General features: G+C 37.4%; 21 protein-coding genes. 17 read left to right on the plus strand and 4 right to left on the minus strand.

All coding sequences use genetic code 11. The features are described 5' to 3' along the window. Positions 1-186: 186 nt before the first annotated feature. The 9 genes from H8S01_RS11865 (at position 187) to H8S01_RS11905 (ending at position 11,354) form a co-directional block, all read left to right on the plus strand. A complete protein-coding gene (locus tag H8S01_RS11865) occupies positions 187-1,518 on the plus strand; it encodes a uracil-xanthine permease family protein (RefSeq protein WP_186837305.1) in 1,332 nt (443 codons plus the stop codon). A gap of 55 nt (positions 1,519-1,573) precedes the next feature. Beyond that, entirely contained in the window at positions 1,574-2,251 is a 678-nt protein-coding gene (locus tag H8S01_RS11870; RefSeq protein WP_021865322.1) for a cysteine hydrolase family protein, read from the plus strand. A 107-nt stretch (positions 2,252-2,358) separates the two neighbouring features. Continuing rightward, positions 2,359-3,504 (plus strand): BMP family ABC transporter substrate-binding protein, encoded by a 1,146-nt coding sequence (locus H8S01_RS11875; RefSeq protein ID WP_186837306.1) that lies wholly within the window; start codon positions 2,359-2,361, stop codon positions 3,502-3,504. Positions 3,505-3,537: 33 nt separating this feature from the next. After that, positions 3,538-5,058: an ABC transporter ATP-binding protein gene (locus H8S01_RS11880; protein WP_330605603.1), complete on the plus strand. Its 1,521-nt coding sequence runs from the start codon at positions 3,538-3,540 to the stop codon at positions 5,056-5,058. Position 5,059: 1 nt separating this feature from the next. Continuing rightward, positions 5,060-6,190, plus strand: coding sequence for an ABC transporter permease (locus H8S01_RS11885; protein ID WP_186837308.1), 1,131 nt, complete (start codon positions 5,060-5,062; stop codon positions 6,188-6,190). Then, complete coding sequence (locus H8S01_RS11890) at positions 6,180-7,145, plus strand: ABC transporter permease (RefSeq protein WP_186837309.1); 966 nt, start codon at positions 6,180-6,182, stop codon at positions 7,143-7,145. Before H8S01_RS11885 ends, H8S01_RS11890 begins: the two co-directional genes overlap by 11 nt. A gap of 96 nt (positions 7,146-7,241) precedes the next feature. Continuing rightward, positions 7,242-8,969 carry an ABC transporter ATP-binding protein gene (locus H8S01_RS11895; RefSeq protein WP_186837310.1) on the plus strand — a complete coding sequence of 576 codons (1,728 nt, stop codon included), beginning with the start codon at positions 7,242-7,244 and terminating at the stop codon, positions 8,967-8,969. Then, positions 8,969-10,825 (plus strand): ABC transporter ATP-binding protein, encoded by a 1,857-nt coding sequence (locus H8S01_RS11900; protein ID WP_186837311.1) that lies wholly within the window; start codon positions 8,969-8,971, stop codon positions 10,823-10,825. Before H8S01_RS11895 ends, H8S01_RS11900 begins: the two co-directional genes overlap by 1 nt. 82 nt (positions 10,826-10,907) lie before the next feature. Continuing rightward, entirely contained in the window at positions 10,908-11,354 is a 447-nt protein-coding gene (locus tag H8S01_RS11905; RefSeq protein WP_186837312.1) for a MarR family winged helix-turn-helix transcriptional regulator, read from the plus strand. On the opposite strand, the gene H8S01_RS11910 is transcribed toward H8S01_RS11905, so the two are convergent. The 4 genes from H8S01_RS11910 to H8S01_RS11925 form a co-directional block, all read right to left on the minus strand. Then, on the minus strand, positions 11,323-12,000 hold the full coding sequence (locus H8S01_RS11910) for a potassium channel family protein (protein ID WP_021865314.1): 678 nt from the start codon (positions 11,998-12,000) through the stop codon (positions 11,323-11,325). The genes H8S01_RS11905 and H8S01_RS11910 overlap by 32 nt on opposite strands. An 84-nt stretch (positions 12,001-12,084) precedes the next feature. Further along, entirely contained in the window at positions 12,085-13,377 is a 1,293-nt protein-coding gene (locus tag H8S01_RS11915) for a TrkH family potassium uptake protein (protein ID WP_243204368.1), read from the minus strand. 34 nt (positions 13,378-13,411) lie between these two features. Continuing rightward, complete coding sequence (locus H8S01_RS11920) at positions 13,412-14,056, minus strand: TetR/AcrR family transcriptional regulator (RefSeq protein ID WP_021865312.1); 645 nt, start codon at positions 14,054-14,056, stop codon at positions 13,412-13,414. Between the two features lie 90 nt (positions 14,057-14,146). Then, positions 14,147-15,154 carry a 2-hydroxyacid dehydrogenase gene (locus H8S01_RS11925; RefSeq protein ID WP_186837314.1) on the minus strand — a complete coding sequence of 336 codons (1,008 nt, stop codon included), beginning with the start codon at positions 15,152-15,154 and terminating at the stop codon, positions 14,147-14,149. Between the two features lie 337 nt (positions 15,155-15,491). On the opposite strand from H8S01_RS11925, the gene H8S01_RS11930 reads away from it, so the two are divergent. The 8 genes from H8S01_RS11930 to H8S01_RS11965 all read left to right on the plus strand — a co-directional run bounded on the left by H8S01_RS11930 (position 15,492) and on the right by H8S01_RS11965 (position 24,900). Further along, positions 15,492-16,901, plus strand: a complete 1,410-nt coding sequence (locus H8S01_RS11930) for an MATE family efflux transporter (protein WP_186837315.1) — start codon at positions 15,492-15,494, stop codon at positions 16,899-16,901. Between the two features lie 58 nt (positions 16,902-16,959). Beyond that, on the plus strand, positions 16,960-17,877 hold the full coding sequence (locus H8S01_RS11935; protein WP_186837316.1) for an ABC transporter permease: 918 nt from the start codon (positions 16,960-16,962) through the stop codon (positions 17,875-17,877). A 12-nt stretch (positions 17,878-17,889) separates the two neighbouring features. After that, positions 17,890-18,804, plus strand: a complete 915-nt coding sequence (locus tag H8S01_RS11940; RefSeq protein ID WP_186837317.1) for an ABC transporter permease — start codon at positions 17,890-17,892, stop codon at positions 18,802-18,804. 12 nt (positions 18,805-18,816) lie between these two features. Further along, the gene (locus H8S01_RS11945; protein WP_021865306.1) at positions 18,817-19,860 is read left to right on the plus strand and encodes an ABC transporter ATP-binding protein; all 1,044 of its coding nucleotides are present in this window, start codon (positions 18,817-18,819) and stop codon (positions 19,858-19,860) included. Positions 19,861-19,929: 69 nt separating this feature from the next. Then, positions 19,930-20,916 (plus strand): ABC transporter ATP-binding protein, encoded by a 987-nt coding sequence (locus H8S01_RS11950; RefSeq protein ID WP_021865305.1) that lies wholly within the window; start codon positions 19,930-19,932, stop codon positions 20,914-20,916. 107 nt (positions 20,917-21,023) lie between these two features. Then, positions 21,024-22,649 carry a peptide ABC transporter substrate-binding protein gene (locus H8S01_RS11955; RefSeq protein WP_021865304.1) on the plus strand — a complete coding sequence of 542 codons (1,626 nt, stop codon included), beginning with the start codon at positions 21,024-21,026 and terminating at the stop codon, positions 22,647-22,649. Positions 22,650-22,789: 140 nt separating this feature from the next. Beyond that, complete coding sequence (gene hisC, locus H8S01_RS11960) at positions 22,790-23,905, plus strand: histidinol-phosphate transaminase (protein WP_186837318.1); 1,116 nt, start codon at positions 22,790-22,792, stop codon at positions 23,903-23,905. Further along, positions 23,902-24,900 carry a 2-hydroxyacid dehydrogenase gene (locus tag H8S01_RS11965; RefSeq protein ID WP_186837319.1) on the plus strand — a complete coding sequence of 333 codons (999 nt, stop codon included), beginning with the start codon at positions 23,902-23,904 and terminating at the stop codon, positions 24,898-24,900. Before hisC ends, H8S01_RS11965 begins: the two co-directional genes overlap by 4 nt. Positions 24,901-24,912 lie beyond the last annotated feature (12 nt).

The raw sequence follows: 24,912 nt of genomic DNA on the forward strand, positions 1-24,912 counted from the left end.
ACGGAGTCCCTATAAAGGACACGTTGTCTCTTTTTTTACGCAGGCAACGAGCTAAAGTCCGTAATTGCACGGAAATTTGGCGACTGCAGCGATAGCCAGAGAGATTCGTTTTATCATAAAAAGTATTCAAGCCGGCAAGAACTTGATGATTTAACGGATTCAGATTAATTGAGGAGATGAATTAAAATGGAAAATGAAAAATCACCATTGACGGTAGGCATTAACCAGAAGATGTCGGTTGGCGAACTTTTATTATTCGCAGTACAGCATCTTATGGGTATAACATTTTTACTTGCAGTTCCGGGAATTATCGGTGCTGCGTGCGGACTTACATCTGCTGATATTGGATATATGGTTCAGTCATGTTTCATAACAGCAGGTCTTGTGACAATACTTCAGTCAATATTTATATTAAAACTTCCGGCAGTTCACGGACCAACGGCAGTATTTATGTCAGCAATACTTACAACAGGTGCTGCATATGGACTTGGAACAGCTTATGGCTCAATGTTAATTGCAGGAATAGTAGTTGCAGTATTATCAATACCTATTGGTAATATTGGTGTAATTGGTAAACTTACAAAAATACTTACATCACCACTTGTATTTGGTACATTAATGTTAATTATTGGTACACAGCTTGCAGAGATTGCAATACCGGGATGTTTCGGAACAGCAGGAACTGCTTATTATCCTTGGGTAAATCTTCTTTCAGCAGTTATAACAATTGTAGTTGCAGCAGGATTTATGCTTTTTGGAAAGAAAGGTCTTATGAAGAGAGGTGCTCTTTTATGGGCAATCATAGTAGGAACAATCTTTTATGCAATATTCGGACACATTGATTTCAGTTCAGTTGCACAGGCAAAACTTGTAGGACTTCCAAAGATTATGCCATATGGTTTTGGTGTGAATGTCGGTGTTGTAATACTTATGCTTCTTGCATATCTTCATTCAGTATCAGAGGCACTTGGAATGTACAGCCTCATCGCAGGCTGGGATGGACAGCAGGTTGATGAACACAGGGCAAACGGTGGTATATTCGGACTTGCAGTCGGCAATATTGTCGGTACACTTGTCGGTGGATGTCCGACAACAACATATCCTGAAAATGTAGGTATTATAAGAGCAACAGGCGTGGGCAGCCGTTTTGCAACACTTGTTATGGGTATAATAGCAATTTTACTTGGTTTCTTCCCTAAGCTTGGTATGCTTATCGCTGTAATACCATCACCTGTGTTAAATGGTGCAACAGTAATTCTTTTCGGTATGATTGCATTCAGTGGAGTACAGCATCTTAAAGATGTTGAGTGGGATGATATGAACGTAATTACAGCAGCAGTTCCTTATATAATTGCAATTGGATGTATGTTCCTTCCTGCAGATTTTACAGCAATGCTTCCATCGGCAGTTCAGAGTATTGTAACACAGCCAATGCTTGTCGGTATTATTTTACTTATAATATTAAATCTTTTAAATAATACACTTCTTCGTCCACTTTTTGAGAAGTCTGAACAATAATGAAGTAATAAAAAAGTTACTGCACAAATATAGAAAATAAAGGAGATTAACAATTATGAAAGCTTATTTTGATAATGTAAGAAAAGATGTTCCTGAGAATATTCATGATATATTTCTTGAAAAGGAGGGAACAGCAGTTATAACAATAGATATGCACGAAGGTCATCTTTCAACAGACCCTGATTGTCCATGCCCTTCTCCAAGAGGAAGACAGATTATAGAACCGCTTAACAAATTCATGGAAGAGGCAAGAGCACTTAACATTCCTATAATTCATGTGCGTTCAGTATTAAGAAAAGGCGGAGTTGATGAAAAACTTAATCCATCAGCATGGAGACTTGTATTTCCTATTACAGTCGGTGAAATTCCTAATATAGCAGAGCATGCAATTGAGGGTACAAAGTGGAATAAATTCTCTATAGATGTACATGACGAAGATTTGATTGTAAGTACAAAAAAGAGACTGAGTGCATTTTATCCTACTGATCTTGAAATGCTTTTAAGAAATATGGGAATAAAAAGAATTGTCCTCACAGGTTGTATGACAGACTGCTGTGTATTAAATACGGCATTTGATGGTGCAAACAGAGATTTCAGAATAGTAGTTCCAAGAGATCTTACAAGAGGTAGTGAACATCTTGAAGAAGCAGCTTTAAGAATCATATCGCTTCATCTTGGACTTGTTGTTGATTCAGCAGAACTTCTTGAAGACTGGAAGGACCAGACAAAATAAAAAGTTTATAAATATTAAGACAAAGGAGTCTGCATAAATATATGCAGGCTTTTTTTGTCATATAGGAGGACAAATTAGCCAGAATCCCTGGCAGAAATGGAGAGAATATGAAAAAAATTAATATTTTAATATTTATCATGCTTATATTTGCATTTATCCTGACCGGATGTTCAGGCAGCAAGGCATCGGGGGTGACAGAGGGTGTAAAAGTAAATAAAGAAGATTTAAAAATTGGTTTTGTACATTATTCCGACCCAAGTGACCAGGGATACACATATACGCATGATAGTTCAACATGGAAAATGGCAGCAGCATTAGGGATAGACAAATCGCAGATTATAAATAAATATAATGTACCTGATACAGCGGAGGCTGCAACTGCATTTCGTGAGCTTGCTGAGGATGGATGTCAGATTATATTTTCAACGTCGCATGGACATGAAGATTACCTGTTAGAGGTTGCTTTCGAGTATCCGAATGTAGTTTTCTGTCATTTCAGCGGCGTTAAAGCTGCATCAAGCGGACTTTCAAATGTTCACAATTATTTTGGCGACATTGCACAGGTGCGTTATCTGTCAGGAGTAGTTGCAGGTCTTACTACAAAAACAAACAAAATCGGATATGTCTGTGCAATGGATTACACAGAAGTAAATAATGGACTTGATGCATATTATCTCGGAGCAAAAAGTGTTAATCCGGATATTGAAGTAAGTGCGACATATCTTAATAAATGGTATGCCCCTGCACTTGAAGGTCAGGCAACAAAATCGCTTATAGATTCAGGATGTGATGTTATAAGCCACCATGCAGATTCAACGGCTGGTGCCGTTACATGTCAGGAAAATGGTGCATTTTTCATACCATACAACAGTGATATGAGCAGTGCAGCACCGAATGCTGTTCTTACTTCTGTAAGATGGGATACATCATCTTATCTGATAATGGTGGTCCAGAATATACTTGACGGAACGCCGTCAAAGATTCCTGCTGACTATACAGGAACGCTTGAAAATGGGATGATTTATCTTGCAGATATAAATTATTCGCTGCTTGATTCTGATACGGCAGAAAAAGTAAAAAATGCAGTGGCGGATGCGGCAGCAGGCTTTGAAAACGGTACTAAACATGTATTTTGTGGTCCACTTTATAATCAAAGTGGAAAAGAGCTTGTAAAAGCAGGAGAAGTCTATATAGAACCCAAATCATCACCTACATTTGGAGAGGTTTTGCAGGGGATAGATATTAAAAAATAAAATTATTACTTTGCAAAGAAAGGCAGAATGGCTATGGAAGTTGTATTAGAGACAAAAAATTTATGCAAATCATTTGGAGCCGTAATGGTTAATGACAAAATAAATCTTACACTTCACAGAGGTGAAATAATGGCGGTTCTGGGTGAAAACGGTTCTGGAAAGACAACGCTTATAAATATGATTGGCGGAATATATTATCCTGACAGCGGTTCAATTTATTATGAAAATAAAAGAGTTGAAATACGTTCACCAAAAGATGCAGACAGGCTTGGAATTGGAGTTGTGCATCAGCATTTTAAGTTAGTTTCTTCTATGGATGCAGTAGAAAATATTGAGATTGCCCTTTCGGATAAAGAATATAAAAATAAAGCAGATATCCGTAAGAGAATAACTGATGTGGCAAAAAAGTATGGATTTACAGTAAATCCGGACAAAAAAATATGCGATATGTCAGTTTCCGAAAAACAGACAGTAGAAATAATAAAAGCAATAATAAAAGGTGCTGAGATTCTAATACTTGATGAGCCAACGGCAGTTCTTACACCACAAGAGAGCAGCAGTCTTTTTAATGTAATCCGCTCAATGAAAAAAGACGGCAAATCAATAATAATCATTACACATAAATTGCAGGAAGTTCTTGATATTTCTGATAATGTATACATTATGCGTAAAGGACGTTACATAGATACATTAAAGACAAGTGAAACAGACGAAAATGAGCTTGCCTGTAAAATGGTAGGAAAAACAGTCACATTGCAGATTGCACGTACATCTTACGAAAAGAAAAAAACAGTTCTTTCAGTGCACAACATAAGCTGTCTTTCTGATGATAAAACGGTTGGTCTTTCAGATGTTTCATTTGATTTAAAATCAGGAGAAATACTTGGAATTGCGGGAATATCAGGAAGCGGACAGAAAGAACTTTGTGAGTGTATAGACGGCATACGTGAAGTTACATCAGGAAAAATAAAATATTATGCCGAAGAAGGAAATTTTGATATAACCAATAAAAAACCGGAATGGCGAAGAAAAAATAAAACAGGATTTGGATTCGTTCCGGAAGACAGGCTTGGAATGGGACTTATCGCTTCATCGGATATGGTAGATAATATGGTGTTAAAATCATATAAAGATGAAGCCGGTGCATTTTTGCATAGGAAAAAGGCTGCTGATATAGCAAAATATCTTATTAAAAAGCTTGATATTGCAACTCCCGGTATTCATACGCCGGTGAGAATGTTATCCGGGGGCAATGTCCAGAAGGTGCTTCTTGGAAGAGAAATTGAGGCAGGGCGAGATGTGCTTATAGTTTCATATCCGGTGCGTGGTCTTGATATTAATTCATCATATATGATTTACAACCTTCTTGATGAAGAAAGAAAAAGAGGAACAGCAATAATATTTGTAGGAGAAGACCTGGATGTTTTAATGGCATTGTCAGACAGAATCATGGTTATGGCAGACCATAGGATAGCCGGAATTACTGATGCAAGAACAGTTACAAAAGATTATCTGGGTTCACTAATGACAGATACGAAAGGGCAGGTGATATAAAATGGAAAATAAAAAAGAAAAACAACGATTTGCAAGAATAATAAAAAGACCATATATATCGGATGCTCATTCATTGATTATACGTGTGATTGCATTTGTGTTTTCTTTTATTGTGGTAAGTATTCTGCTTTTATGCATGCATTTTAATCCGTTTAATGTATTTGCTGTAATGTTAAAAGGTGCATTTGGAAAAGAATTTCTTATAAGAGAAACAGTAAAGGGAACTATTCCGCTAGTTATAACAGCGACAGGTCTGTCACTTGCATTTAGAATGAAATTCTGGAATATAGGTGGAGAGGGACAGATACTTATAGGTGGCATAGCGGCTACAGCTGTGTCATTTATTTTTGGCAGGTCAATTCCGCAGTGGGTTTTATTATCGCTTATGGCAGCAGCTTCAATTATTATGGCAGGACTGTATGGCATGATACCCGCAGTATTTAAGGCAAAATTTAAGACAAATGAGACACTGCTTACACTTATGTTTAATTATATTGCAACACAGCTGATAGTCATGCTTCAGAATACAAGGAGCTGGCAGGATGCTGCAAATAATTTTCCAAAGGTAAGAATGCTTGACTTTTATAGCAGGCTTCCAAGAGTGTTTGGAGTACATATTGGCTGGATAATTGCACTTGTCATGCTTGTTCTCTATTATTTTTATATACAGAAAACAAAGCATGGATATGAGATTAAAGTTATAGGCGATTCGATGGAGACAGCACGATATGCAGGCATTAACGCATCAAAAGTCATGATACGGACGATGTTTTTGTCGGCAGCGTTATGTGGACTTGCAGGATTTCTTCAGGTTGCAGGAGCAGACGGAACATTGTCAGAATCAACAGCCGGAGGAGTCGGATTTACAGCAATTATGGTTGCTTGGATGGCAGATATGAAACCGGTAAGAATTCTTATAATGTCGGCGTTTATAGCAATTCTTAACCGTGGTGCCGGAAATCTTCAGACGGTATATCTTATTCCATCATCATTTGCCAATATAATGATAGGTATAATACTTTTGTTTATGTTAGGCTGTGAATTTTTCATAAAATACAAAGTTTCATTTTCATTTATGTCAGGAAGGAAATCATCCGCGATAAATGATAAAGGAGGCAGATATGATTATTAATTTTCTTATTGCGGCAGTTCTTGCCGGTGCACCGCTTGTTCTTGCAACAGTTGGCGAAATAATTACAGAAAAATCGGGAAATATTAATCTAGGTGTGGAAGGCACAATGTATATTGGTGCCGTTGCCTCGCTGGCTGGTGCCGTTGCTGCAGAAAAATTAGGTCTGTCAGGTTTTGGGGTGGCAGCAGTATCATTTATTGCAGGAGCGTTAAGCGGTATGATAACGTCAGCACTTTTTGGATTTATGACAATATCGTTGAGAGTAAACCAGAATGTTGTCGGACTTATCATAACAATTATGGGAACAGGCATTGGCAATTTTTTTGGTGAACTTATGGGTCAGGGAGCAGGCGGATATATCAGCGTTACAGATGAAACAAAAGCTGTATTTTCGGGAATACATATTCCGGGTTTATCTTCTGTTCCGGTTATTGGTGAATTACTGTTTTCATACAATGGAATGGTATATTTCTCACTTGCAGCAGCTTTGGCGGCTTTTTTCATAATTAAAAAGACAAAAATTGGATTAAAGCTGACAGCAGTGGGCGAGAACCCATATGCAGCTGATGCGGCAGGTGTTTCAGTGACAAAATACCGCTATATTGCCTCTGTTATTGGAGGTGCTTTGTGTGGACTCGCCGGAATGTATATGTGTATGGTAACAAATTCGGGAGTATGGGTTCATGGCTGCATAAGCGGATATGGCTGGCTTGCTGTTGCTCTTGTGATTTTTTCAGCATGGAATCCGTTAAAATCAATTTTTTGCAGCATAATATTCGGTGCACTTATGATAATGAGGCTTTATATTGCAATTCCGGGGCTTAATCCATTTATATATGATATGTGTCCATATATTGTAACAAGCATAGTTATTATAATTACAAGCATAAGAAAAACAGGAAAAGATCATATTCCTGAATCACTTGGTGAAAATTATTACAGGGAAGAAAGGTGACTGGTCTGATTTAAAAAAATATAAAAAAAAGGAGCTTGACATCTAAAAATATTGACAATACAATAGTTGCATATACAACAATTGGAGGTGCAACTAATGTTAAGAAGAATTTTTTCTTACATGAAACAATATAAAAAATATGCTTATCTGGCATTATTTTGTATTGCTGTTGAAGTGGTACTTGAACTTATGGTTCCGCTTATAATGGCAGATTTAATAGACACCGGAGTGGCTAATGCAGACGAGATGTATATCTATAAGAAAGGTATACAGATGGTCTGCTGTGCTGCTGCGGCTTTATTTTTTGGAATAGGGAGCTCAAGATTTTCTGCACTTGCGGGTCAGGGACTTGGTGCTAATTTAAGAAAGGCTGAATATGAGAAATTACAGTCATATTCATTTACAAATATAGACCATTTCAGGGTATCATCACTTGTTACAAGGCTTACAAGTGATGTTACAAATATTCAGAATTCAGTGTCAACAGGTATGAGACCATTTGGACGAAGCCCTGTTATGCTTATATTTGCCACAGGAATTGCATTCAGCATTAATTCAAAGCTGGCACTTGTATTTTTTGTCGCACTGCCGGTTCTTGCAATTCTGCTTGTTGCAATAATATTGAATGTCCGTCCGCTATATTCAAAGATGCAGTCGGCGATAGATTTGCTTAACAGAACGATTCAGGAAAATCTTACAGCAGTAAGAGTAGTTAAATCATACGTCCGTGGAGATTATGAGACAGCTAAATTTGAAGAGGCGAATCTTAATCTTAAAAATGAATCCGAAAAAGCATTTGGAATTTCAGTACTTAATATGCCATCATTTCAATTTGTAATGTATGGTACAATTCTGGCACTTCTCTTATTCGGAGGCCATCTTGTAAACAGGGGACAGTTAAAAATCGGTGAACTTACAGGTTTTTTAAGTTATGTACTGCTTATACTCAATTCACTTATGATGATGTCCAATGTATTTCTTATGATGACACGTTCCCTTGCGTCTGGTGCAAGAATCGTTGAGGTAATAGATGAAAAAATTGATATGACTGATGAGTCTGCCGAGGATATAAGCGTTGAAAAGGGTGGAATCGAATTTGAAAATGTATGGTTTAAATATAAAAAAGAAGCAAAAGAGTATGTACTTTCTGATGTTTCTTTTAAAATAGAGCCGGGGCAGACAGTCGGAATTATAGGTCAGACAGGTTCTGCGAAGACAACGCTTGTACAGCTTATCCCCAGACTTTATGATGTAACACAAGGAACTGTAAAAATAGATGGTGTTGATGTCAGAAAATATCCTATGAAGCATTTGCGTGATGCAGTTTCAGTTGTTCTTCAGAAAAATACTCTGTTTTCAGGAACAGTGCTTTCAAATTTAAAATGGGGTGATGATAATGCTTCTATGGAAGAAATTGACAAAGCGTGCCACATTGCGTGTGTAGATGAATTCATTGACAGACTGCCTGATGGATACATGACAAAGATTGAACAGGGTGGTGTTAATGTTTCAGGTGGACAGAAACAGAGACTTTGTATTGCAAGAGCAATATTAAAAAAACCTAAGGTGCTTATTCTTGATGATTCAACGAGTGCGGTTGATACTGCGACAGAAGCAAAAATCAGGGAAGGACTTGCTAAGGAACTTCCTGACATGACAAAGATTATAATTGCACAGCGAATTTCATCAGTACGTCATGCAGACCAGATTATTATTCTTGATAAAGGCAGGGTAAACGGAATCGGAACACATGAAAGCCTGCTTGCAGAAAATACGATTTATCAGGAAATATATGAATCCCAGAAGGAAGGAGCTGATTTATAATGGCAAAATATGTAGGATATAAAAGACCAAAAGATACAAAGAAAACGTTAAAACATCTTTTTGCATATCTTGGAATGCACAAATGGGCATTTCTATCCGTAGCGGTCCTTGTGTTTATAAGTGCAGGTGCTAATATAATGGGTACATATCTTATAAAACCAGTTGTCAATAAATTCATTACTCCGGGAGATATGCATGGGCTTTTTAAAGCTGTGGCAGGAATGGGTATCATGTATCTTTGTGGTGCAATGGCGACGCTTTTTTATAACAGGCTTATGGTAAAGACATCTCAGAAAGTAATTCAGGAAATCAGAAAGGATTTATTTAATCATACACAAAAGCTTCCTTTGAAATATTTTGACGCACATACACATGGTGAACTTATGAGCCGTTTCACCAATGATGTAGATACAGTACAGGAGGCTATGAATAATAGTTTTGCAATGATTATCCAGAGTTTCATGATGCTTTTTGGAACAATTACCATGATGATGGTTTTAAGTATAAGACTTTCAATGATAGTAGTCATATTTCTAATCATTATGTTTATCTTTATAAAATACAACGGAAAGCACAGTAAAAAATATTTTAACAGACAGCAGGAAGAACTTGGTAAAATAAATGGTTTTGTTCAGGAAATGACTGCCGGACAGAAAGTGGAAAAAGTATTTAACCATGAAGAAAAAGATTTTGAGGAATTTTGCAGATTAAATGAAAATTTCAGGAAAGAATCAACAAGTGCATTGACATATGCAGGTTTTATGATACCTGTTATAGTCAGTCTTTCATATCTTAATTATGCAGTATCAGCGTGCGTCGGAGGAATATTTACAATAAAAGGAATTATGGATCTTGGAAGTCTTTCTGCATATCTTGTATATGTAAGACAGTCTGCCATGCCGCTTAACCAGTTTACACAGCAGATAAATTTTCTGTTGTCGGCATTGTCAGGTGCTGAGCGTATATTTGACATGATGGATGAAGAACCTGAGATTGATGAGGGAAATATCACATTGTGTAATGTCAGACGTAATGAGGATAATTCACTTAGTGAATGTGAAGAAAAAACAGGAATATTTGCATGGAAAGTGCCTGAAAATGACACATATAAATATATCGAATTAAAGGGTGATGTACGTTTTGATAATGTTGTATTTGGATATACACCCGAAAAAACGATACTTAATAAAATATCGCTTTATGCAAAGCCGGGTCAGAAGATTGCTTTTGTCGGCTCGACAGGTGCAGGAAAGACTACGATTGTCAATCTTATTAATAGATTTTATGAAATATCATCAGGAACAATTTATTATGACGGAATAGATATAAGGCGGATAAAAAAAGATGATTTACGTCATTCACTTTCAATGGTAATACAGGATACACATCTTTTTACAGGCACAATTGCTGATAATATAAGATATGGAAATCTTTTTGCGACAGATGAAGAAGTAAGACAGGCAGCAATAATTGCCAATGCAGATTCATTTATAAAAAGACTGCCTGATGGATACGATACAATGCTTTATTCAGATGGAAGCAATCTTTCACAGGGACAGAGACAGCTCCTTGCGATTGCAAGAGCCGCTGTGTCAAAGCCGCCTGTACTTATTCTTGATGAGGCAACAAGTTCAATTGATACGAGAACAGAGAGACTTATCGAAAAAGGCATGGATGCCATTATGGAGGGCAGGACAGTCTTTGTAATAGCACACAGGCTTTCTACAGTAAGGAATTCCAAGGCAATTATGGTGCTTGAAAAAGGTGAAATTATTGAGCGTGGAAGCCATGAGGAACTGTTGGAGCAAAAAGGAAGATATTACAGATTGTATACAGGGCAGTTTGAACTTGAATAAAATAAGTTATATAATAATGTGGATATAGACAATTGGGTATTGAAGATGCAATATATTAAATATAAAAAGAGGTTTTTACTTTATGAAACATGAAGATATCAAAAATATATTATTTAAAATAGAGCTTTCAAGAAGAAATTTTTTAAGACCGTATTTTATAGAAATAGGTCTCACAGTCGGGCAGGGACAGCCGAGAATTTTAAGGGAGTTATATCTGTCGGGACCGATGAATCAAAGAGAACTTGCAGATGCATGTTTCCTTGATGTGACAACAATGTCAAGAACAATTGACCGGCTTGTTTCTGCCGGCCTGATTGTTCGTGAAAGCAATCCAGAGTGCAGACGTTCATTTATTATATCACTTACAGATAACGGAAGGAAAAAGGCCGAAGATGTAATAGATATATTTGCTATGGCTGACGAAGTATTCTGCGAAAATATAAGTGAAGAAGAACTCGAAAGCTTTTGCAAAACAGCACAAAAGATTGAAAATAATATTATTTGTAAAGCCAGTCAGAAAACTGAGTGAGACTGTCACGTCCGCCACATATATATAATACGTCATCTTTCTGGAAAGTATAATGAGGGTCAACGGTGTTGGAAACAACACCGCTTTTTTCAATTGCAATAATATTCAGGTTAAAACGTGAACGCAGATTGAGATCAATTACACTTTTTCCGATAGCATTGGCAGGAATTTTCATCTTTGAAACATTAATCTGTTCACTAAGCTGTACAAAATCGATTACACTTGAAGTAATGAGACGGTTGGCAAGTCTTATAGCCATATCGCGTTCCGGATATACAACTTCAGCACCGAGTTTTTCAAGAATCTCACCATGTTCAGCACTTTTGGCTTTTGAAATTACATGTGGAATTCCCATTGATACAAGATTAAGAGTTGTAAGTATTGAAGTGTCGAGCTGTTCGCCGATACACACGACAGCAACATCACAATTCTGTATACCAGTGGATTGAAGTGATTTTTTATCTATATTTTTAACGACAAATGCATTTTCAGTATATTCACGAAGCTCTGCAACTTTTTCTTCATCGCAGTCAATTATGAGAATATCATTGCCTTCTTTTGCAAGCTCAATAGCAAGAGCATATCCAAATCTACCGATTCCGACAATTCCGTATGAAGTTGTATTACTTTTTGATTTCTTAAACATAAAATTATAAATCTCCTTGTATCTAAGTTTATGTAGGCTGTGAGCCGTATTCGCATGTTATGGACTGCCAAAGATGCGTCAGTTTTAGCCGACAGATATATTTCCTTCCGGGTAAGAAACACGCTCACCTTTGCTGAAATACCATACTGTTACAATCGTTAGCGGACCTAGGCGACCGGCATACATTATTATAATTGAAAGAAGCTTTGCCCCCATTCCTAACTGCTGAGTTATTCCTGTTGATAATCCTGATGTGCTGAATGCACTTGTTACTTCAAAAAATACATCTATAAAAGAAAGCTCGGGTTGTAAAACAAGCATAATATAAGTTCCGGTAAGAACTATGGCAGCTCCGATAGCTGTTATAATTGCAGCTTTGCTGAAAGCATTTTTTGGAACAGCATAGTGAAAAGCCTTTTCAGATTTGTTTGTAGCTGCAGATTTGATTCCCTGCAATAAAACAAAAAATGTGCTCGTCTTTATACCGCCGCCGGTTGAACCTGGAGATGCACCTATAAACATAAGTATAATCACAACGAGAAGTCCGGCTGATGAAAAGTTACCGAGTGGATATGTTGAAAAACCGGCTGTTCTTGTTGAAAAACTAAGGAAAAAAGCACCAAGCCATGAAATATTTTCAGTTGTCTTAATGAGAAGTGTACCTGAAACAATAAGGAACAGACTCATTGAAATTACAACACGCGAATGCATAGAGAGCTTTTTCCAGTGAAAATGTTTAATTCTTAATTCACGGATTACAAGAAAACCGATACCTCCAAAGAATATGAGCACACAAGTTATAATATTAAGTGTAAAATTATCATAATATCCTGTAAGACTCCGGTAATTGCCAAGAATATCAAATCCGGAATTGTTAAATGCCGCAATTGAGTGGAACAGGCTTATTCCGAGAGCCTCAACGGGCGGATAATCCTTAGAAAATACAATATAACTTAACATGGCACCGACCAGCTCAAAAAAAACTGTTGTCATAAAAATATCGCGGATAAATATAATCATGCCTTTTCCGGAATCAACATTAAGAGCATCACGGATAAGGCTTCGTCCTTTCATATTAACTTTTTTTCCCATGGCAATGATAATTCCGGCACCGATGGCAGTAACACCAAGACCGCCAATCTGAATGAGCATAGCAAGGAAAAATTGTCCAAGAGGAGTAAATGTATCTTTGGCATCAACACTTACAAGTCCGGTTACGCAGACAGCACTTGTTGATGTGTAAAGCGAGTCTATATATTCAAGATGCACGCCCGGTCGTACACTGCATGGCAGCATAAGAAGTATTGAGCCTGTAAGTATTGCAATAGCAAATCCAAGAGCAATAATGCGTGATGTGGATAACTTTTTAAGTAACATGAACATCTGTGTAAAGGTCCTTTCATTTTTGTTTTTAAACAAGTGGTGTCATAACCGGTGTAAAACGTGGTGCAACACTTATATAAAACTTATGAACTTTTTCAATATATGAGTCAGCTTCACTTTTGTTATGACCAAGGAAGTGAAGCTGCTGTTCAAGATAATATCTTAAATAGGTATCTGTCTTAATCTCACCTTTGTGATTGAGAACGTAATCTACAACGGCAGGTTTGATGGCCGATATACTTATTGTTGCAAGCATTGTATATTCCGGTGTCTGTGCATATTCTGAAGAATAGCGGCAGAATACATCGGAGATATGTTCCTGGATAAAACGTCTGTTTTTTGGTTCACCACCGATAAATTCATGAAAAAAATTGCCATATTTTTCATTTGTAATACAAAGATAAAGTTCAAGTGTACTAGAGAACAGGAACAGCGTAAGCTCGTCCATATCAGGAAAATATTCTGCGATAAGTTCATCAAACCTGTCACGGATACTGCTGTATATTATAAGTCCCATCTCGTTTTTATTTTTAAAGTAATAATTCAAAAGTCCAAGATTAGTATTGGCTTTTTCAGAAATCATGCGGGCAGTTGTTTTATGGAATCCATATTCATAAAATAAATCTCTTGCCACAAAAAGAATTCTGTTTTTTGTTTCTTCACCTTTTGACATGATACTCTCCAATTCTTATACTAATTTAGTATTAGTATACCACTGATGATATATGGTGTCAATGATGCATTGTAAAATGAGAACATTGTACTATTTATTGATTACACTTGTAGGACAGCCGTCGAGATATGCCTTGAAATTAGATATGGCAACCGAAACTGAACGCAGTCTTGATGTCTTTGGCAGGTATGCGATATGGTCTGTTATCGTAGCGTTTTCACAGTGAAGGATTCCAAGGTCATGGCGTGGGGGCTCCTCACTTATGACATCAAGACCGGCGGCATAAATTTTGCCTGAATTTAAGGCATTAACGAGGTCATCCTCATTTATAAGACCACCACGGGATGTGTTTATTAATATAACGCCGTCTTTCATTTTAGCAATGCTTTCTTTATTAATAATGTTTTTAGTTGCATCGGTAAGAGGTGTGTGAAGCGATATTACATCCGAGCGTGACAAAACTTGATCAAGACTTACCTGCTCTATAAAATCATATTCGGCACCGGTTTTTAAATGTCTGTTGAAAGAAATAACATTCATACCAAAGCCTTTTGCAATAAGTGCAGCATGATAACCTATTTTTCCAAGACCGATGATGCCGAAAGTCATACCGTTAAGTTCTATCTGGTCACTCAATCCGAACATGTAACGTGGAGATGGATCATTTACCCAGTCATGTGTCTTAACATAGCTGCTGTGAAGTTCAACCTTATGGCATATATCAAGAAGAAGAGCAAATGCAAATTCTGCGATTGTAGAAGCACCATAGGCTGTATTGGTTATCGTAACACCGTATTTGTGTGTAAGTTCAACATCAAATTCCTCATATCCGTGAGCCATTCCGGCCATATATTTAAGCTTTGCATGTTTAATAAAGAAATCCTCAGTGATAAGGTCTTTCCTTAAATAAACGCCGATTACGGCCTCGGTATCTGAATCAATAATATTGCTTATTTCTTCAGATGTAAGAGATTTGTCATAAGTATAAAAATGACATTCAAGACCGGGAATTAATTCAAGCATATGCCATTTTTCCATCATTTCATTAAGAGTTATGTCCAAACTTTTTGGTTTACTTACTAATACCTGTACTTTCATAGCAGTCAGTCCTTTCTTATTTTATATTATTTTATATCAGCAGCAGAAGCTGTTAAAAGCTGTCCATCTGCTTTATATAAAAGAGTTTAAATTATACATGTATAAAAGTCAAGATACTGTTTTAACGCGTTAAAGAAAGTTTTAAAGACAATTAAAATCATATATAACTTAATATAATATGGTGAAAATGGAAAATAACCTAATTATGTTAAATAAAAATCAAAAAACACTAAAGTTGTGTATGAAGTATAAAAATACATATTGACAAAATGATTATACGTGTGTAATATAAGCTCATGCAAAACAAAAGCATAAAACAAAAAAGTGAGGTGATGACATGGAAGCGGGTGAAAGGGTTAATGCACTCGGTACAAAAAAATTATTTCCCTTAATTGTTTCTATGTCGATTCCGGCAATATGCGGCAATATAACAACTGCATTATATAATGTGGTTGACAGATTATTTGTAGGTCAGTTTGTTGGAAGAAATGCATTGGGAGCAATTGGACTTATGTTTCCGTTAAACAATGTAACCTCAGCAATTACCGTTCTTCTTACTATAGGAGGCGGGGCACTTATTTCCTTATCACTTGGAAGAAAAGAAAAAGACAAAGCAGACGAAGCTTTTACGAATATTGTTTCAATGGGAGCCATACTTGCATTTATTGTTACATTATTTTTCTTCATATTCGCCAGTCAGCTTATATCTTTATGTGGAGCGAGGGAAAGTTCAGCACTTCATAATCCGGCGGTTGATTATTTAAGAATTATAGCAATTGGGCAGTTTTTCCAGATTATGAATCTCGGACTTGCAGGAGCAATAAGAGCAGAAGGAAATGTCAGGTATTCGATGGTTGTTTCAATGATAGGAGCACTCCTAAATATTGGTCTGGATGCACTCTTTATCATAGTATTCAATGCAGGATTACAGGGAGCCGCAGCCGCGACAGCTTTAAGCCAGGTTGTGGGAGCCACGGTAAGTGCCTTGTATTTTACAAGGAAAAAAAGTGTACTAAGATGGGCAGGATTAAAAAGTGTCAGATTTAAAAAGATGCTTGAAATTGCAGGTCTTGGTGCAGCACCGGCAGTTTTTCAGGGCTTTGGTCTTGTAAATAATCTCATAACCAATAATTCACTTATGATATATGGTAATAATGAGATGGGAGCCGGCGGAGGAGATTTAGCAATCTCAGCACTGTCAGTAGTAAATACTGTTGAGAGCATTGCACTTATGGTTGTACTGGGAATGAACAATGCAATATCTACAATAATAAGTTACAATTATGGAGCAAAACAGTACAAAAGGACAAGAAATGCAGCATTGATTGGTCAGGCAATTGCATTTGTGATATGCACGGTGGTATGGCTTCTGATGATGATTGTACCGAAAACATTATTTGCAATATTTTCAAGCGGCGATGCCCAACTTGCCGAATATGGAGCAATGGCAATGAGAAAATCAAAGATGTTTATGCTATTCTTGGGATTTCAGACATTGGCTTCGATGTACTTTTCGGCAATAGGAAAACCAAAGGTTGCAACATTTATTTCAATCAGCAGGAACGGATTATTTTTAATTCCGGCATTGTTGATTCTTCCAAGATTTTTGGGACTGAATGGAGTTTTATACAGTTCAAGTGTTTCAGATTTCTGTTCACTTATACTTGTATCAACTATATACATAAATGGAATTTTACAATTGAATAAAAAAGAAAAAGAGGAATATAGCAAAGGCGCTGTTGAATGAAAAAACAACAGGGTCTTTTTTTATACTAATTCAGAAAAGAAAAAAGGAGGAGAAAATTATGCTGAAGTATATTTTAAAAAGACTGGGGTTAGGAATAGTTACCCTGTTTGTTCTTATTACAATAACATTTTTTCTGACAAGACTGATGCCCGGCAATCCGTTTTCATCAGACAATATTTCAGCTACGGCACTTGCACAGCTCAATTCAAAATATGGATTGGATAAGCCGCTTGACCAGCAGTATTTACTGTATATGAAGAATCTCTTACATGGAGATTTGGGAGTGTCTTACAAAAAGACAGGTGTTTCAGTAAATACAATTATTGCACAGGGACTTCCGAATACGGTTTCACTCGGATTAAGTGCATTTGTATTTTCACTTATTGTAGGAGTTGCAATGGGAATATGGATGGCAGCAACGAAAAAAGAATGGGTGAGAGGTATTCTTCTTACCGGAACTACACTTGGTGTAAGTATTCCAAACTTTGTATTTGCGATTCTTTTAATGCTTGTATTTGGTGTTTACCTGAAAGTGCTTCCGGCAACGGGACTTACAACACCGAGACATTATATACTTCCTGTTCTTGCGATGTCGGCATATCCGATTTCACAGATTTCAAGACTTGTACAGTCAAGCTACAGCGAAGCAATGAATCAGGACTATGTGGTAATGGCAAAGGCGAAAGGTCTTAAAAAGAGCACTATTACTTTTAAGCATATTTTGAAAAATGCGATTTTACCTGTAATTACAATCGCAGGTCCAATGATAGCATTCCTTCTTACAGGTAGTTTTGTAATTGAAAATGTATTTGCTATTCCAGGTATCGGACGCGAGTTTGTAAATGCGATTTCCAACAGAGATTATACGATTATTATGGGAATGACAATTTTTATCGGTGCGATGATTATTGTATGCAATCTTCTGGTTGATATTATATCAGCTGTTGTTGATCCTAGAATAAAACTTTCAAAGTAGGAGGTAAGTGCCATGTTAAATAAATCAGAATATTTTGAACCGATAGACCCAGACGAAAAGAATGATGAATTTATCGCCATTGAAAGCAAGAGCTTTTTTAAAGATGTCTGTGAGAGGTTCGTAAAAAATAAAAGAGCAATGATTGCACTTGTAATATTTTTAATAATTGCACTTATGGCAATATTCGGACCGATGATTTCCCCATATTCATATGACGGAATGGATACAGCAATAATGAACCAGCGTCCCAGTGCAGCACACTGGTTTGGAACAGACAGATTCGGAAGAGACCTTTTTACAAGAGTTCTTTATGGTGCAAGAATCAGTCTTATGGTTGGTATTGTTACAGCAGCTATTAATACGATAATCGGTGTTATTTACGGTGGTATCGCAGGATACGTCGGAGGACGTGTTGATATGTGGATGATGAGACTTACGGATATTCTTTATTCAATACCTGAACTTCTCTACATAATCCTCATAATGCTGATATTCGGTTCAAATGTGCGAAGCATTATTATTGGTGTCTGCGTGGCAGGCTGGATTTCAATGGCAAGAATGGTAAGGTCACAGATTATTACATTAAAAGAACAGGAATTTGCACTTGCCGCATTTGTTCTGGGAGCGAATAGCAGAAGGATTTTATTTAAACACCTGATTGTCAATTCACTCGGAACAATTATTGTAACAGTAACACTTATGATACCTCAGGCAATATTTATGGAAGCTTTTCTTAGCTTCGTAGGTGTAGGTATTTCGGCACCGATGGCAAGTCTCGGTACACTGGCACAGGATGCAAGAACATATCTTGAGATTTTCCCATATCAGATGCTGTTTCCTGTAGCGGCTATTTGTGTAACAATCTTCAGCCTTAACTTCATCGGTGAAGGTTTGAACTCAGCATTAAATCCTAAGGGAAAGAGATAAGGAGGCACGCCTATGAAACTCTTGGAAATAAAAAATCTGACAACAGAATTTAAAACAGGACAGGGAATTGTAAAGGCAGTAAGAAATGTCAATTACAGTCTTGAAAAAGGAGAAATATTAGGAATTGTCGGTGAATCCGGTTCCGGAAAAAGTGTCGGAATGCTTTCCTTAATGGGACTTTTGGCAGACAACGGAAGAATCGTATCTGGCAGCATTATATTTGATGGTGAGGAGATTTCTCCAATAAGCGAAAAATACAAAAACAATAAAAAAGCATATGAAAAAAGAATGCAGGAAATAAGGGGCAATGATATAGGAATGATTTTTCAGGACCCGATGACATTCTTAAATCCGATATTGAAAGTCGGAACACAGATTGAGGAACAGATTTTAAGACATACAAAGTGCAGTAAAAAGGAAGCGAGAGAAAGAGCTATAGAGCTTATGAAAAAAGTCGGAATACCAAGTCCGGAAAAGAGAATCGACCAGTATCCGTTCCAGTTTTCAGGTGGTATGAGACAACGAATTATCATAGCGATTGCACTTTCATGCAATCCTAAGCTGATTATTGCAGATGAACCTACAACGGCACTGGATGTTACAGTTCAGAGCCAGATATTGGAACTTTTACAACAGATAGCCGAGGAAACGGGAACAGCGATTATTATGATAACACATGATCTCGGCGTAGTTGCAACACTTTGTCAGAAAATTAACATTATGTACGGCGGACAGATTGTTGAACACGGAACAACAGATGAGATTTTTTATAATCCTAAGCACCCATACACAATGGGACTTTTAAGAAGTATAGGAACTCATACAAACGGTGAACGTCAGTCACTTATCCCGATTCCGGGAACACCGCCTGATTTGTTAAAGCTTAATTCGGGTTGTGCGTTTATGCCAAGATGCAGTAAGGCAATGAAAATCTGTAAGGATTATATGCCATGCAGGACGCAGTTTTCAGAAGACCAATATTGCAGCTGCTGGGAATATTGCAAAGACAGTGCAGACAAAATTGTTCAGGAACAGTCAGCAGCAGTGAATGGATGATTGGCAGAGATTATAATACTTAAAAATCAAAAAGCTTAAATCAGGGACAAAGAAACGGAGGCAGGGCTTATGACAGAAAATGTAAAGGAAAATACACCGATTATTCGTGTAAAAGAGCTTGAAAAATATTTCCTCGCAAAAAGAGGTTATATCCATATGAGCCAATATGTTAAGGCTGTTGACGGAATTTCACTCGATGTTATGGAAGGCGAAACAGTAGGTCTTGTCGGTGAGAGCGGCTGCGGCAAATCAACACTCGGCAGAACAATTATGAAAATATATGAGCCTACAGGCGGAGAAATATTTTACCGCGGACAGAATATAACGAAACTCAGTAACAAAAAAATGCACAATTTAAGAAAAAGCATGCAGATGATATTTCAGGACCCATATGCGAGTCTTAATCCGAGATTTACAATCGGTGACATTATCGAAGAACCTATGGTAATCCATAACATGTATACAAAGGCTGAGAGAAAAGAAAAGGTTTATGAACTTCTTGAACTCGTTGGATTAAAGCCCGACCATATCAGAAGATATCCGCATGAGTTTTCGGGAGGTCAGAGACAGAGAGTTGGAATTGCAAGAACTCTTGCATTAAATCCTGATTTTATAGTCTGCGATGAACCTATATCAGCACTGGATGTTTCAATTCAGGCACAGATAATTAATCTTCTTGAAAAGATTCAGGACGAACAGGGAATTTCATATTTGTTTATCGCCCATGATCTGGGAATGGTAAAACATATAAGCCATAAAATAGGAGTTATGTATCTGGGACATCTCGTAGAATTCGGAGATGCCGATGAAGTGTATAATCACCCGCTTCATCCATACACGGAAGCACTTATGTCAGCCGCTCCTATTCCTGACCCTAAGCTGGCAAGGGAAAGTAAGAGAATCATGTTAAAGGGCGAAATACCAAGCCCTCTTGATATGCCGACAGGCTGTCCTTTTGCATCAAGGTGTCCGAGATGCAGAGAAGAATGTCTCGCAGGACCGCCAATCATGGTAAATGTTGGAGACAGAAAGGTTGCCTGTTTTGATTATTTATAATTGCAGTGTCAAAATATTGTGCACACACTTGTGCCGGCATAAAACAAATTGATTAACACGCCATAAGGCTGTTAATAGATACCCCGAACAAAAAAGGAGGAATTAATATGAGAAAAGGTTTTTTTAAGAAAATGGCAGCAGTAGTGCTGGCAGTCGTAACCACAATGACAATGTTTACAGGCTGCGGCGGTGCAGGAAGCACATCAGCTTCAACAAAATCTATTACAATTCAGGGAGGTAATACCGAAGGTGACTTAGACCCTGCGGGTGTTGCACTCGGTATGTTTATCCAGTATTCAAGACTTTGTCTCGAACCGCTTGTAACATATGATTCAGATGGTAAGGTAAGTAAGGCGATGGCTGAGTCATACGAGGAAAGTTCGGATGGACTTACTTGGACATTCCATCTTAGAAAAGACGCAAAATGGAGTGACGGTTCAGCAGTAACATCAGCCGATTTTGTAAACACAATCAAGCGTTCACTTGATGGAAAGACATCAAAATCAATATATGCGGATATGTTAAGCCCGATTGTGGGAGCCACAGAAGCATATGCAGGAACTGCATCTGTAGATAATGTCGGTGTTACAGCACCTGATGATTACACAATTGAATTCAAACTTGTAAAACCTTGTTCATATTTCTTAAAGCTCATTGCAATGCAGTGCTGTTATCCTTCAAAGGCAGGAATTGCAACAAATGAAAATGAGACATGGTATACAGACCCTAAGACAAACCTTGCAAATGGTGCATTTTACATGACCGAATATGTACAGGGCCAGTATTATAAGTTAAAGAAGAATCCTAACTATTATGATGCTGATAAGGTATATCTTGAAGATATTACAGTTAAGTTTATAGATGATGCGACAGCAGCAGTTTCAGCTTATAAGACAAACGAAGTTGATTTTGCAACAAATCTTCCGGCTTATGTAATGTCAGAGTACCAGGGCAAGAGCGATTTGGTATTACAGCCTAATATCACAACAAGATTTATACTTTTCAACGTGACAAAGGCACCATTTAACAACGATAAGGTAAGAAGAGCAATATCTATGGCACTTAGCAGAGCAGAAATCTGTAAGACAGTCGGTGATGACTACGAGGCATCAACACAGTTTATTGCAAAATACATGCTTTCTAATCTCGGAACAGGTAAGAAATTCAGTGATGAATCAGGAGAGATGGTAACAGAGGACATTGCAAAGGCAAAATCACTTCTTGCCGAGGCAGGTTATCCTAACGGAGCAGGTTTCCCTACTGTTACATACAACTATCCTAATAATGAACAGGATAAACTTATTGCACAGGCAATACAGGCACAGTTAAAGTCAGCACTTAACATTAATGTTGAACTTAACGGTATGGAATCACAGGTATGTGTATCAGAGAGAAAATCAGGAAACTTTGATATGACAAGACATAACTGGACAGCCGATTATGATGATGCAATGGATTATCTGCTTATGTGGACATCAACATCCGGACTTAATGATGCAGGAATTAAAGACGCTGATTATGACAAGCTTTGTGAGGATGCGACAGCAGAACTTGATGAGACAAAGAGAAATACTATAATGCATGATGCAGAAAAGCTTCTTGTAACAGACAAGGCATATGTTGCACCGCTTGCAACAAATAAGACAATCTGCCTCTTAAATCCAAAATACACAGGTTACTCATTTGATTCAGCCGGTCAGATTCTTCTCAAGTTCATCAAGGCAGCAGAATAAAAGATAATAATTAATAGTAACTAAAGGCATGACATGAGGGCTGCCACACATAAGTGCGGCAGCCTTTTATAACAAAGAGGGTAAATCCTCTGCTCCTGCAAGGGCAGACGTATTTTCCTTATAAAACAAGGAGGATTATTATGAGCTTAGAAGATTTAGTAAAAGACGGAATTAAGAATATACCTGCATACATACCGGGAGATACAGCAGAAAGTGTTGAAAAAAAATATGGAATCGTACCTGAAGATATTTTAAAACTTGCTTCTAATGAAAACCAGTTCGGACCTTCGCCGAAAGCAATTGAGGCAATGGCAAAGGAAGTCGGAAGAGTACATATTTATCCTGACCCATTCTGTATTGAGATAAGAAAGAAAATCGGTGTTATGAATGGATTTGATGACAGCGGCGATAATGTAGTTATTGCAGTCGGTGCGAGTGGAATTTTATCGCTTCTGGGAGAAGTATTTATCAAAAAAGGCGATGAAGTAATATTCTGTGAGCCTACATTTGGAGCATATGCGGGAGCAGTAATCCGAAATGACGGAACACCTGTAGTCCTTCCTCTCACAGAAGACTTGAAATTTGATTTAAAAGCAATGTATAACGCAATCACTGATAAGACAAAGATGATTTGCATATGTAATCCGAACAATCCTACAGGTACGGTTGTTGACAGTGAAGAATTAAAAGAGTTTATACATAAAGTTCCGAAAGATATAATCATTGTTGTTGATGAAGCTTATATCGAGCTTTCAAGCAATCCTGATGTAAAGAGTATGGTTTCTGAAATCAGCGATGATACAAATGTTGTTGTTGCGAGAACATTTTCAAAATTATATGGTCTTGCAGGCGTTAGATTAGGATATGCAATGTGTAATAAGGAAATGCATGCGATTCTCCAGAAATGCACAAGTGTATTTACAGGAAGCAGGGTTGCACTTGCAGGAGCAATGGCTGCACTTGACGATGAAGAATATATCAAAAAGACAAAAGCAGCAATGCTTGAGGGCAGAAAATATCTTACTGATGAATTTACAAAAATGGGATTTTACGTATATCCTTCCGAGACAAATTTCCTTTATGTGAATACAGGATACAATGCTGCTGAATTTGCAGAAGAATGTAAAAAATATGGCTTGATTATAAGAGGTAATTTCGATTATAGTAGAATTACAGTTGGCAGAATGGACCAGAATGAAAAAATGGTCGGAATTATCAAAAAAATAATTGAGAGCGGTGAACTTAAAAAAATATGAAAATTATGTTTATGACACTCCGTGACAGAGTGGAGAGATTTACAGATTTCAGTAATCTTTCAAAAGACTGGGAGTATGTTTTTGCAGGATATGAAAAAGATACGGCAAAGCTTCTTGAAATGGGTGGTGATGCCGATGCGATACTGGCTGATGCCATTACGCCTGTTCCAAAAGAACTTATAGAAGCGATGCCGAATCTTAAAATTATTCATTCCGAGGGCGTAGGTTACGAAGGAATAAACCTTGCAGCGGCAGACGAAAAGCATATTTATGTATGTAATAACAGAGGTGCCAACAAGACCGCTGTTGCGGAACAGGCAGTAATGCTTATGCTCATGGTTTTAAGACATGCCGTTACAGGACATAACCGCGTGCTTGAGGGAAGACAGATTGAAGCAAAAGCATCTTGGAGCATGGAGGGAATTTCCGAGCTTGGAAGTATGCATGTGGGAATAATAGGAATGGGCGATATTGGCATTGAGACAGCAAAGCTTCTGAATGCATTCGGATGTCGTGTAAGCTATAACAAGAGATATCCGTTATCGCCTTCACAAGAAAAAGAATATAACGTAACATACATGAGTGTGGATGATATTTTAAAAAACTGTGACATTGTAAGTCTTCACATTCCGTCAAATAAGGAAACATTTGAGTATATGAACGAAGAGCGTTTTGCAATGATGAAAAAAGGTTCAATACTTATAAATACAGCGAGAGGTGAAGTTGTAAAAAATGAGGCACTTCTGGAAGCTTTAAAAAGCGGTCAGATTGCGGCGGCAGGACTTGATGTTCTTGCTCCGGAGCCTGTAAAAGAAGACAATATTGTAGTTAAGGCAATGAAAAATGACGGCGAACTTGCAGAAAAAATAGTGTTAGCTCCTCATATAGGTGGTCTTACAGTACAGACATTTGACAAAATATATGGTACAATATGGAGTAATTTCAAAAAAGTATGTGCAGGCGAAACTCCTGTAAATATTGTAAATCACCCATAGAAAACGGAGCTT

This window comes from Lachnospira hominis (ex Liu et al. 2021) (assembly GCF_014287955.1).
In the GTDB taxonomy this organism is placed as follows: domain Bacteria; phylum Bacillota; class Clostridia; order Lachnospirales; family Lachnospiraceae; genus Lachnospira; species Lachnospira hominis.